Source organism: Leptolyngbya sp. Heron Island J, from assembly GCF_000482245.1.
Lineage (GTDB): Bacteria > Cyanobacteriota > Cyanobacteriia > Phormidesmidales > Phormidesmidaceae > Leptothoe.
In genome coordinates, this window is sequence record NZ_AWNH01000079.1 from 1 (window position 1) to 12504 (window position 12504).

Consider the following 12504-nt stretch of genomic DNA (forward strand, 5'->3'; position numbering starts at 1 on the left):
CACGCACGGTTCTTAGGGGAGGGGGAGTCAGCGATGGCTCCTCCTTACCCGACCGGACTGCCGTAATCAGTCTTGGGGTCAGCCAGCGGTACGGTGTTGTCAGCACCTGCCGCTGGTGCCAAATATTGAGCTTTGTAGTCATGCCCCGCAGGGCGTGAGAACTAAAGTACCGCTAAGACATTTCTCACGTCAAGCTAGAAATATAGCTTTGCGCACATAGTTCACAACAGAGGTGATCCCTAAACGCCCTAGATAGCAACGGCTATGTGCGGCGCAATCTGCTGAATGTATTCAGCAGATTGCCATGTTGCGGTTGATTACGAATCCAATAGACACCATACTCCATATCCACTAGCCGATAAACACCTGAGAGTTGACCAATAATGTCTATCACTTACTCTATGGCTATATAAAAACCATGAAACTCTTATGTAGCAATTATTGCTCAATCGTTTATTTGAGCTAGAAAAGATACTCTAAAGCTTTCTGGATAACTCCGAAACTGAAGATATTACCCAGAAACTTTCTGGTCGATATACTTGTAGGGTATTTATCCAGAAAGTTTCTGGATAAATACCTCCCAGGCAGAGTTATGGCTCCCCCAACCTTCCCTTTAGTTCTGATAGGTAAAACATGAAAAAGCCGATTATTCCCAAAGAGTTTTCTCATTATTACAACGACTGGCACTTCACACCCGCTATCGAAATTGACAAGTTCGTGTTCTTTTCAGGTGCTACAGGAACACGTCCTGATCGTAGTATCTCAAGCGATCCAGAGGCACAGTTTCGAGAGGCTTTTGAAACGGTTCTACTGTACTTGACAGAAGCAACACTTTCTTTTGATGATGTTGTAGAAATGACAACTTACCATGTTGCTCTACGTAAACATCTTGATACCTTTACGAAGGTCAAAGATGAATATGTGAAAGATCCTTATCCTGCTTGGTCAGCTATTGGTGTTTCTGAACTCATCACTGAAGGTGCATTAGTGGAGATCCGTGTCATTGCTTACCGCTCGTAGTTCTCTGGTTGGCGAACTATGATAAACGCTACCCTATGGAGGGTAGTGTGTTGAAAGCCTGGTTGAAATCTCGCTTAGTTTTGATAATTATCGAGACGCAAGACATGCCTTTATTCCATAGTTATCTAAGAGCATGTTTGCAAAGGGTTTGGCAGCTAAAACTGCACCTATCCGAACAAAGTCCTCGACTTCTAGTCGCCAGGGCACTTTTCAAACAATCTCTAACAGCGGTGAATATAAAGAAAATAACAGAGCATAACAAATTGTTGCAGCGGCGGCTCAAAAGAACTCGATACAATATGTAGACTATCAAACACTGCTGCACTTAATCGACTATGCAGCCGAATCCTTGGTGAGTTTTACTATTGTTGTCTAGTATTTAAAGTCAGGGTAATCACACAAGTTTCTTTAATATGAGTAATTCGACTTGCCAGAGTACAAAGCTGTGGCTAATGCCAGAGTTCGGCAACTTGGAACTATTTCGGGCAGAAGCCATCTGTTACAGCTATGCTCGCCACTCTCATCCAAGCTATTCAATTGGCGTTATTGAGGCTGGAATAGGAGGCAACTATTACCGAGGGACTAACTATTTGGCTCCTTCCAAAAGTGTTATTTTTATGAATCCAGAGGAAGTCCATACGGGCTATTCTGCGGAGGAGTTACCACTTACTTATCGAATGGTATATCCCAGTATCGACTTCATTCAGCAAATAGCCAGTGATGTTCAAATAAGGGGCTTTCCCTACTTCAAGGACGCTGTTGTTCAGAATAAGGTATTGGCTAGAGATATCCTTTCTCTACATGTAGTGCTTGAACAATCAAACAGTCGGTTAGCACAACAGAGCCAGTTAATTGAAGTTTTATCAGACATTCTGCTCAACTATGCTGATATTAAACTTCAATCTATTCGACTAGGTAAAGAACATCAATCTGTACGTTTAATTAAAGAGTATCTTCACGATAACTTAAGCTCTAACATCTCACTAGAAGAATTAGGAAAAATTACAAACTTAAATCGCTCATATTTAATTCGCGTATTCCGTAACGCCGTAGGAATGCCACCATATACTTATCTAAATCAAATTCGTGTGGAAAAAGCAAAGCGGCTTCTGAGGCAAGGCATATCTATTGCAGATGCCGCAATCATGGTTGGCATGTCAGATCAAAGTCACCTGACTCGTCACTTCAAGAGAATTCTAGGAATTACACCAGGTCGCTATCGCAACATGTCAAGATCGTTCAAGACGAATTAACTTGGGTTCGTAGATACTTTAGAGCATGCTTTTTTGAGGCGAGAAACTATGACCTTAGAAGAAATGAACTTACCGTATCGACAGGACTATTGTCTTGCCCAAATAAATATTGCTCTGATGAAAGCTCCTATAGACGATCCAATTATGGCTGAGTTTGCCGCTGCACTTAATGAGGTAAATTCAGTTGCAGATCATAGTCCGGGTTTTGTTTGGCGATTACAAACTGCATCTGGAAATGCAACCAATATTCGAGTATATCCTGATCCGAGAATGCTGGTTAATCTGTCAATTTGGCAGAGTGTAGAGCAATTAAAGTCCTATGTTTACAAGAGTTTGCATGGTGAGTTTTTTATCCGTCGTCGTAACTGGTTTGAGAAGTACCAAGGCGAGCATTTTGCTATGTGGTGGATCCCTACTGGTTATTTGCCCACTGTAGAGGAGGGTAAAGCAAAACTAGAACATCTTACGTTATGTGGGGATTCACCTGAATGTTTTACCTTTGCCAAGCCTTGGCCACCACCTTTAGTTGAGCGGCATAACAACTCCTCTGCGCCAGAACGAATCTGAGTTACTGTTGAGTGCAAAAGTCATCTGTGTCCGGTGCGCGAGAACATTAACACAACAAAAAAGCCCCGCGCAAGCGGGGCCAACTAGGAGATTATTATGAAAACGAGCGTTTAGCGTTAAACGTGTTTAGTCTTAGAAGCTGTAGCCGACACCAGCCATGAAGTCTACATCATCGTCACCATCCTGGAAGGGAGACCAAACAACAGAACCATTAACCAGCCACTGATCATTAACACGATAGTCAGCACCACCAGTTACAGCCGCTTCAATCGAGCTGTCATCACCCAGCTCACCATTAATACCAGCGCCCACGAAGGGATTGAGACGACCCGCAGGATCAACAGCATTAAAATCATAGGTGATGGGCAGTACATAAACTACATCATCACCATCATCAAAATCAAAGTCAGTGGCAACAGCAGGACGAACAGAAAGATTCTCAGAAAGAGAAACTTTACCGTTAACAACAAAACCCTCGTCGCTACCACCAATACCAACATAGTTGTAGTCGGGAGCAGTTTGAGCAGAGGCGGTTAGGGGAGCTGCAGCAAGAACAGCAGCCGTTAGCCCCAGCGTGCAAAGAATACGATTGAACATGATTGAATTCCTCGAAACGTTTTGTGGCAGACGGGGCTAGTGTTTCATGGGTGTTTGTGCCCCGAAATGACTGAACCTCGCTTGCATGGTTCTGTTGTATCTCCCGGTCTCCAGCAACGCGGAAAAGCAGAGGACACTTTTTGTGGGTGGACTATTAATTTAGACCTAAAACCATTGAAAACTCCTTTGTTTTTACTGTGACAGTTACAGATATGACCGTGGTGGTTACGCAACGGCTTACCATAGGTAATGTCCGTTTTCGAGTGTGTGTTATTTATGGTGTTTTGTATTAAGCGCAGCCTTGCGATCGCAACCCTCTGCCTCACCTGCTTGCTAGGCCTACTCGTCCCTTCGGCCTATGCATTAGACCTCTCCCCAGCGCCTGAAGCCGCAACAGCCTACATTATTTCGCCCAGTGACAGTGAGACAGTCAGCTCTCCCTTTATCGTCCAGTTTGGCCTATCGGGCATGGGCATTGCTCCTGCCGGCATAGACCGTCCCAACACCGGTCACCACCATTTACTGATCGATGTTGACGAGCTACCGTCTCTGACCGAACCCCTGCAGGGCTCTGAGCAAGTACTCCACTACGGCGCAGGCCAAACCGAAACCGAGCTCAGTCTGACCCCAGGAGCCCATACGCTGCAGCTCGTATTAGGCAACTACAGCCATATTCCCCATGAAAATCCAGTGATCTCAGAGAAAATCACCGTCACTGTTGAATAACACGGCAACCCACTCCGGAACCCCTCCCAGGAGGGGAAAAGTATCGTAAAGATATTTAAGTGTTGCATATTAAATCCCCGAAGCTAGTTCTCTACAAGGGGATCCAGTACCTCCCCTCCTGGGAGGGGTGCCTGAAAGGCGGGGTGGGTTAACCGCTAACGCCATAATCAACCCACCCCAAAAAACCATGATTCCGTTACCCACCGATCAGCTCCTCACCATCGATCGCCAGCATGTGTGGCACCCCTACGCTGCCATGCCTAACCCATTACCCATTTTCCCAGTCAAGTCAGCGCAAGGGGTTTATCTTGAGCTAGAAGATGGCCGCACCCTGGTGGATGGCATGTCCTCCTGGTGGACCTGTATTCATGGCTATAATCACCCCCGCCTTAACCAGGCGGCACGGGATCAAATTGATCGCATGTCCCACGTGATGTTTGGGGGCCTCACCCATCAGCCTGCGGTACAGCTAGCCCAGCGTTTAGTCGAACTGACTCCAGACCCCCTGCAGCAGGTCTTCTTTTGTGATTCTGGTTCGGTCTCAGTGGAAGTGGCCATGAAAATGGCGATTCAGTATTGGTATAACCTGGGGCAGCCTCAAAAACATCGATTTCTGACCGTGCGGGGCGGCTACCATGGCGACACCTTTGATGCCATGTCAGTGTGTGACCCGGTCAATGGCATGCATCACTTGTTTAATCAGGTGCTGAGGCAGCAGTATTTTGCCGACGTGCCCCAAATCCCGTTCTGGGGGGTGTGGGACGATAGGGATATTGCTAGCTTTGAAAAACTTCTGGCTGACAACCATGACCAGATCGCAGCCGCCATTTTTGAGCCTGTGGTGCAAGGGGCAGGGGGCATGCGCTTTTATAGCCCTGACTATGTGCGCCGAGCTAAGGAACTGTGTGAACAGTATGGCGTACTGCTAATTCTAGATGAGATTGCCACTGGCTTTGGCCGCACGGGTAAATTGTTTGCCTGTGAGCATGCCGACATCTCCCCCGACATTCTCTGTATCGGTAAGGCCATATCCGGTGGGTTTATGTCTTTGGCGGCTACATTAACCACACCCAAAATTAGCCAGGTGTTTGCCCAGGGTGAAGCTGGTGTCTTTATGCACGGTCCCACCTTTATGGCCAATCCCCTCGCCTGTGCTGTTGCCTTAGAAAGTATTGCCATTTTAGAAAGCTACGACTGGCAAACCCAAATCCAGACCATTGAAACACAGCTGAAAACAGGGCTAGCTACTTGCCGTGAGTCTCCCTTAGTCAAGGATGTACGCGTCCTAGGAGCCATCGGTGTGGTTGAACTCCATGAGCCTGTGGACATGGCAATCATTCAGTCCCAGATTGTCGACCAGGGAGTCTGGCTGCGACCCTTTGGCAAACTGCTGTACACCATGCCGCCCTATATTATTCAGCCTGAAGAACTGCACCGTATTACCACTGCAATGGTAGCGCTGACGCGTGACGGCGGCTGAGGGACTATGTCACCTCAGCACCGACTCAACAGCTATCTTTGAGCATCATCCACCGCCACTCTCATAAACAAATAGGTGGAAAAGAAGCAGATTAGGGCGTTAGCCAACAGAAATAATCGCGCCAGCCGTCCAGAGCCGATTAGCCAGATGGTGGGTGAACCCGAGGCGGCTATCACCATAAATGCAGTCATGCCAACAGAAATTCCAAGCACCAGCCATTTGAGGTGACGCTGACTAATCAGCACCGACATCAGACCAATGGGAATCAGAATGCTGGCAAAAATGGGATTTAAGGTTGTTTGGTTCATAATGGCACCACCCATTTCTGGAATCGCACTGCCCAATAGTCGTAAGGGCCAGTGTGGCAGGGTTGTAATGCGGATGGCGGGTAGCAAAAAGAGGCCCACACTCCCTAAGATAATCCCGAGGAGAAACGTAAAACTCCAAGGATTAAATTCACTGTCACGGGGGGTCAATAGCCAGGTTAGTAAAGCAGCAGCTAGGAGCTTAAGACCGATGTCAATCCAACGAATCGTCAGTGGATTAAAGGTAATCGGGATGCCACCACCACCAATAGCGGCAGCAGCGTTTAAGTATCCCGCTCCATAGTAATTTTGGCTATCGTTTTTAACTGGCTGCGCGGATGATTTCAGGACATTCCATACCTGATCCGGTGATAGCGTAGGACGACGGGATTTAATCAATGCTGCCACCCCAGCCACATGGGGAGAGGCCATACTGGTTCCCTGAAAATATTTGAACTGAAATTCACCCTGGGCACGCGGATTAATCGTTTCCTGCAAAATGCCATCCTGTTCCTTGTTGCGGGTAGCACCCCCTGGAGCCGCAATATCGACACCAGTTCCGTAGTTGGAATAGGAGGTTTTTTGCTGATCTGGCCCTACCGCTGATACAGCGATTACATTCGGATATAGGGCTGGATATGACGCACTGCTTCTTCCTTCGTTGCCAGCCGCCGCCACGATAACAACCCCCTGCTTATGGGCATAGTCAATGGCTTCACGCATGAGCTTCGAATCGCCACCGCCCCCTAAACTCATATTGATCACATTGGCACCGTGATCGGCGGCAAACCGAATCGCTTCTGCGATGTCGGCAATGGTCCCTGAGCCCCCTCGACTGAGAACTTTGAGGGGCATCAGTTTTGCGCCATAGGCAATACCGGCTACGCCATAGCGGTTATTGGTGGACTGGGCAATGGTGCCAGCAACGTGGGTACCGTGACCATTGTCATCAAGAGCGCTCTCACGGTCGTTGACAAAGTCATAACCCGGAACAAATTTTGTTTTTGCTAAATCGGGACCTTGACTAATACCAGTATCAATCACAGCCACTGTGACACCCTGACCTGTTACTCCTCGCTGCCAAGCATTTGGAGCTTTGATTTGACGCAGGTTCCACTGCTTATCATAGTCTGGGTCGTTAACGGGTACCCCAGCCTGAGAATAAATATAATTGGGTTCAATATATTCAGTTTGAGAGAGCCATTTAGAGTTTTTAAGTTTATCTAGCAGTGCCTGATTGCCAGGAACGACGTATACATTATCGGCCTGGGAAAACTCACTATTGAGTATGGGTTTGAGACCCAATTGTTGACCGAGGGAGGTTAAGGTACTCGACAAATTCGAGAGAACCTCTGGTGTTTCGAGGAAATCTAAAACGATAGAATCAAATTCTCCAACAGCAACGTTTTGTATATTGCGATTAGAGGGTTGTTGTGCAAATGCATCAGTGGACGAGACTGTGGTGGGAAAGAATGACCCCAGTGACAATGCTAAGACGATGCCTAAACAAACAAAGGTTAAATAAAACCGTTTCATAGGACGCTACTGATATATGACGCTAAGGAACCAGTATTTTTGGGTGGACGATGAAATTAAACTACTAAGTAGAGAACCGAAGATTCGCTGACCTCTAACTTAAAACGAGTATGTACGAATTTGAGTTAGTAGGAATTTACATACTTTAAGGTAGGCGATATCGGCTAGATCAGCCAACATGGAGGTTGCCAATGCAACAAATTGTGTTCATGATAGCGGTGATCCTGCTGCTGACTACGAGCTGTATTTCAGCTGATGAGCTATCTACATCGGTACCAGGTCCTGATAATTCCGGTTTGGAGGAAACTGTAGATATGTCTGAAGCGTCTCTATCTTCAGAGTTACAACAAGCATTCTTGCAAGCAGTCGCCACGGAACAAAATATTTCCCCTGCGGATCTGAGCATCGTCAAGAGCGCAGAGGCAGACTGGCCGGATGCCTGTCTTGGGTTAAGTGGTCTAGATGAATTTTGTGCCCAAATGATTGTACCGGGATGGTCTATCAGTGTGACTGACGGCGAGAAAACTTGGCAGTATCGAACGGATCTAGATATGACCCAGATTCGATTGGCAACCTCTGAATAATTTACTTTGGCGTTGCTGACCCGAACTATGGTTTTACCTGAAAGATGCTGATATATGGCACCTCTAACGGATCGGTTCATCCTCTAAATCAGCCACGGGTTAATTTTATGCTTTACAAAGAAGCTGTTCTAAGGGACTACTATGGCGCGTTTTAATTCGGCTTTTGGCTACCTTGGGGTGCCGATTGTGCTCAGCGCTATTGTGGGTTGTGGTGCGGATATTCCTGAAAGCGCAGATGCGATCGCACCCTCATCTCCTCAGCCCACCTCTGAACTCGCCAACGCCCCAACTCCATCCCAGGAAACCGACCCAGAAAAGACCTTTGAGCCAATTCCTGGCCGTTATTGCTACTTACTCAACAACGGCATCCTGGCCACCTATCTACGGTTTACCCTGGATGACAATAACCAGATTAAAGGCGATGCCCGGTCCTCGACACAAAATGAAGAAGCCAGTTTTCTCACTAGTGCTGCCCATGCTTTTTCAGGCACCCTAACCCAGTCTGAAACCGCCGTCGATATCACCACCTGGATTGAAGAAGAGGTGCAGAATACCAATGAAACCTGGACACTGACGGACGACACATTACAGACAAAGGACAATATCTTTAATTTGACCGACTGTCAGTTAGTTGATCCAGCATTTCAGGACTACAGTGGCCTGGAAGCTCAAGACTTGATCAATAGCGCTGCCAATCTCAGAACCCGACGAGTTGAGTTTGAACCGGACACCAACCAGGCCGTTATCAGCAATAGCGTCCTGCGCGGCGATCGAGATGTTTATCTATTGAAAGCTAACGGTGGTCAACAAATGAGCGTCAGCGTTCAATCCCTAGAAGACAATGCCGTTTTGGATGTGATTTCGCCTAGCGGATATATTCTGGCCTTTAGCGCTCTCAATGAAACCCTCATTTTGCCACACACAGGCGACTATCGGGTCGTGATCGGTGGCACCCGTGGCAATGCAACCTACGAACTGACAATCAGTATTCAGTAGTTTTTGCCTGGATAAGCGGGTGTGGCTTGGGGACAGGCTGAATCACAGCATCCTAGCCAGGTAGATTACGGGGTGGGGTGGCATCACCCTGATAAAACTTCTGTTCTAAGTTGCCTAACCAGAGCCACAGCGCTATACAGATTAAGGGCATACCGCCTAAAATAGCGCCTGCTGGCCAGGTGATGGTGTTGGTAATTGCAATTACTAAGGGTATCAACGACCAAATGACTGCACTTGCGATCGCAGCACCCAGTCGAATCTTTTTAATTCGCGCCAATGCCGGACGACAGCTACCACAGTGCTTGGTATGAGAGTGATAGCGATCCATTAAAACATCGATAGATTTCTCAGGCGGCAACGTCTGCCCAGCAAACGGATCGGCATCAAAATCACTGATCCACTTACGAAACGCCACCACATAGCGATCCGCCTGGGTTGGCAAATAACAGGTTTGCGCATAAGCGCGATGAGATGCTCTCTCCAACAGTCGCTCTTGCAGATGCAAAAAGATTTGATCATCCTCTAAGACACGATTGTTGTTCACGTGGCTATACCACCGTGGTGTTAGCTTAATAAACAAGCTCGGTAACTTAGAAGAGAATTTAAACGGGAAACGGGCAAATAAACGACATTCACCTTTATGAGTCGGTGTTGCATAAACAACTGTCAAAGTTCGACCAAATTGCTTGGAGGTCAGGTCGTGGTACATCAAAGCAGGCGCAACAAAAGAGGTATGCTGCGATCCCAATGCGCCCCGCCGTGGACCCTCTGGCCAAAGCCCTTGAAACCCCTGTTTATCTAGAGACACAATGTCCATCTGCATCGGGGCCGCATTTTCTCGTTTGCCAACAGTTTTATGGTGAGTGTAAGGAATATGGCTGGCATCCAGAACATTTTCCAGCAGCGTCAGTGCATCATAGGGCAAATCCCGAAACGTGTTGAGCATCACCCAAGCATCTGGCTCCTCTTCCACTGGCTTAATGATCGGCACCTCTACCCGAGCCGCATTTTCTGGCTTACCCGGATAGACAAACAGTAATCCCTGTCGAACTTCTGTGGCCATGGAGGCGACACAAGCCCGATTTGACAAATGAGCCTCTCCGTCTGGGGACTGCTGCGGAATCTGCTCACAGGCTCCACTACCGGAAAAGGACCAGCCATGGTAAGGACACTCCAATTGTCCGGACTCATTAATCCGTCCCTCTGACAACGGCGCTAACCGATGGGGGCACTGATCGGCAAAAACGCGCCAGGTCTGTGCCTGAGGTTCCCACCAAATCACTAAATCTTGATCCAGTAGGGTAAAGCGAGTTGGTTTAGCCTTATCTAAATCAGCCACGTAATGAACGGGATACCAGGCTTCAAACCAGTCAAACCGTTCTGGATCGGGTCCACCAGCTGCTAGCGGTGTGGTCTGGGATGGGGTGGTTGCAGAATAGGTAGCCGTCATGGGGGACAGGTAAACGTTACTCGTCATCTCCCATTGTGTTACAAAACTTTAAGAATTGCATGGGGAATATCCTGCCTGACTGGCGCATGGCCCGTGGTGGTGGACTGAGGGCGTCTGAACCATGGGGCGCTTCCTTGCCAGACATGTCCTAAAACGTCGATGACAAATAAGAAATTTGGCCAGCACCGATAGCCATCAGGACACAGGCCATTTGCTCTACTTCCATTCTTGCGAGAGTGCGGGCAAAGTTGGTAGGCAATTTCTCTAGCAAACAGCCAGCTGCCAGTAGACAATAGCAGGGGGAGATTTGGCGATTGGTGACTATTTCTCTGACGGCATCCGTAGCCTGGTCGATTAGGATCAGTAATTTCTGACAGTAGGCATACCAAAATGCAACCCGAAAGGCTGGTCGTTGTCTATATATATCAATTTGCTGAGGCTCAATCATCAGAGCATTGCCAACGTCTCCGGGCGTCATTCCCAATAACAGCAAATGGATAATCTCACTTTGAAGCACGGGGATATTGGGAGGGCCTTGGTAGTCCATAACAGCGGAAAAACGCGCTAACCACCACCCCATCAGCCAGAGACAATATTTCAATCTTAGTTGGATATCATTGACTAGTTTTTTTAAGGTGGTCATCAACAGCCTGGCCAGGTCCAACATTTTGTTGAGAAAAATTCGCCAGTATGTTTGTCTAAATGCTGGCTGTCGCTGATAGAAGCTGACCTGGCCCGATTCAAGTCTCATTAAATGTGTGATGGCCCCAGGGGAGATGCCAGACAGCAACATCTCGATAATTTTGACTTGAATCGGCTCTAATTTTTTTAGGGGGCGTGTCTGATGGATATGGTCGTTAGACTGCTTCCTGGCAGGTTTGGCAAGGCTGTTCAAGGAGTTTTGGTACTTTGGTCCCTGCTGACTGTAGGCCATGGTGGTCAATATGCCCATGAGCGTTGCTTTATCGCGACGCTCCATGTTGATGCTGAGGCGTGCCACATCTAAGGGGTATCCATGCGATCGCAACCACTGCTTATACTGTGCATCCAATGCATGTACCTCAGCCATGTAGAGTTCTTTCGCCCGACGCTCAAGCATGGCAGCATCCGTATCTGGAGACATTTCCAGCCGAATAACAAATACACTGCCCTGTTTTTTCTCGATGGCTTGAATAGAGAGATTGGCAGCAGCATACTGCTGACACAGGTTTTGAAAGGATTGCCAAAACGCCTGCCAGTCAATGCGCCCCTTAAAGATCAGATCGACGATGCCTGTAGCTTGCTGAAATGCCCTGGCAAATTCACCAGACTTAAAGGTGCGTCCTTTGGGATTACGTTCTTTCTGAAAATCTTTTAGAAAGACATAGTCACAAATCACTCCTTCCAATATCGTTGCCCGATTAGGACTCCAGCCCTGTATACAAGCTCCTGTAAACAAGGCTTTTGAAAATACGGCACCCAGCACCTGCGTATCTACCAACCAGGCGTTACTCAGATCAACGCCAGTTAAGTTGGCTCCACTGAGATTAGCTCTACACAGATTTGCCCCACTTAAATTTGCCCCACTCAGGTTGGCTCCACTTAAATCCGACTCAGGCAAGCTAGCTTTACTTAGGTTGGCTCCTTGCAATTCCGTTCTTCCCAGCTTTATGCCTCGCAATCTAGCCTTACGTAACTTAGCTCCATTTAAATTAGCGTCGGTTAGATCGGCTCCACTCAGGTCAGCTTTGTATAGATTAGCTCCACTCAGTTCAGCCCGCTCTAGCCTCACTCTACGTAGCCTGGCACGACTTAGATTGGCCCCACTTAGCTGGGCTACTAGCAAGGTGGCTCCACTCAAATCGGGCCTAATTTTGGGGTTATTCAATCTCCACTGATTCCACCGCTGCACGCCCTGTTGTAGCTGCTCCAAATGCTGCAAATTAGCCACGACGTCTCCTCAACTCAACCATTCAGTCGCCACCCATAAGCTGCTGGCCTACCATCACTT

Annotated in this window: 11 protein-coding genes; 7 read left to right on the top strand and 4 right to left on the bottom strand. The window is 47.8% G+C overall.

Annotated features, from left to right (window positions below; all coding sequences use genetic code 11):
- Positions 1-633 precede the first annotated feature (633 nt).
- The 3 genes from N836_RS61880 to N836_RS61895 all read left to right on the top strand — a co-directional run bounded on the left by N836_RS61880 (position 634) and on the right by N836_RS61895 (position 2840).
- Positions 634-1020, top strand: coding sequence for a RidA family protein (locus N836_RS61880; protein ID WP_023074862.1), 387 nt, complete (start codon positions 634-636; stop codon positions 1018-1020).
- A 413-nt stretch (positions 1021-1433) separates the two neighbouring features.
- The gene (locus N836_RS61890; protein ID WP_023074864.1) at positions 1434-2273 is read left to right on the top strand and encodes an AraC family transcriptional regulator; all 840 of its coding nucleotides are present in this window, start codon (positions 1434-1436) and stop codon (positions 2271-2273) included.
- 48 nt (positions 2274-2321) lie between these two features.
- Positions 2322-2840: a DUF3291 domain-containing protein gene (locus tag N836_RS61895; protein WP_023074865.1), complete on the top strand. Its 519-nt coding sequence runs from the start codon at positions 2322-2324 to the stop codon at positions 2838-2840.
- A gap of 132 nt (positions 2841-2972) precedes the next feature.
- On the opposite strand, the gene N836_RS61900 is transcribed toward N836_RS61895, so the two are convergent.
- Entirely contained in the window at positions 2973-3437 is a 465-nt protein-coding gene (locus tag N836_RS61900; protein WP_023074866.1) for a YadA-like family protein, read from the bottom strand.
- A 249-nt stretch (positions 3438-3686) separates the two neighbouring features.
- Between N836_RS61900 and N836_RS61905 the strand changes: the two genes are divergently transcribed.
- Positions 3687-4163, top strand: coding sequence for a DUF4399 domain-containing protein (locus N836_RS61905; protein WP_235071141.1), 477 nt, complete (start codon positions 3687-3689; stop codon positions 4161-4163).
- A gap of 187 nt (positions 4164-4350) precedes the next feature.
- A complete protein-coding gene (bioA, locus tag N836_RS61910) occupies positions 4351-5643 on the top strand; it encodes an adenosylmethionine--8-amino-7-oxononanoate transaminase (protein ID WP_023074868.1) in 1293 nt (430 codons plus the stop codon).
- A 32-nt stretch (positions 5644-5675) separates the two neighbouring features.
- Here the strand turns inward: bioA and N836_RS61915 are convergent, their stop codons facing one another.
- Complete coding sequence (locus N836_RS61915; RefSeq protein ID WP_023074869.1) at positions 5676-7484, bottom strand: S8 family serine peptidase; 1809 nt, start codon at positions 7482-7484, stop codon at positions 5676-5678.
- A gap of 191 nt (positions 7485-7675) precedes the next feature.
- Between N836_RS61915 and N836_RS0138930 the strand changes: the two genes are divergently transcribed.
- On the top strand, positions 7676-8068 hold the full coding sequence (locus N836_RS0138930; protein ID WP_023074870.1) for a hypothetical protein: 393 nt from the start codon (positions 7676-7678) through the stop codon (positions 8066-8068).
- Positions 8069-8209: 141 nt separating this feature from the next.
- Positions 8210-9064, top strand: a complete 855-nt coding sequence (locus N836_RS73685) for a hypothetical protein (RefSeq protein ID WP_023074871.1) — start codon at positions 8210-8212, stop codon at positions 9062-9064.
- A gap of 52 nt (positions 9065-9116) precedes the next feature.
- Here N836_RS73685 and N836_RS61920 read toward each other — a convergent pair whose 3' ends face one another.
- Positions 9117-10514: an aromatic ring-hydroxylating dioxygenase subunit alpha gene (locus N836_RS61920; protein ID WP_023074872.1), complete on the bottom strand. Its 1398-nt coding sequence runs from the start codon at positions 10512-10514 to the stop codon at positions 9117-9119.
- A gap of 148 nt (positions 10515-10662) precedes the next feature.
- Complete coding sequence (locus tag N836_RS73690; protein WP_023074873.1) at positions 10663-12444, bottom strand: pentapeptide repeat-containing protein; 1782 nt, start codon at positions 12442-12444, stop codon at positions 10663-10665.
- Between the last annotated feature and the right edge of the window lie 60 nt (positions 12445-12504).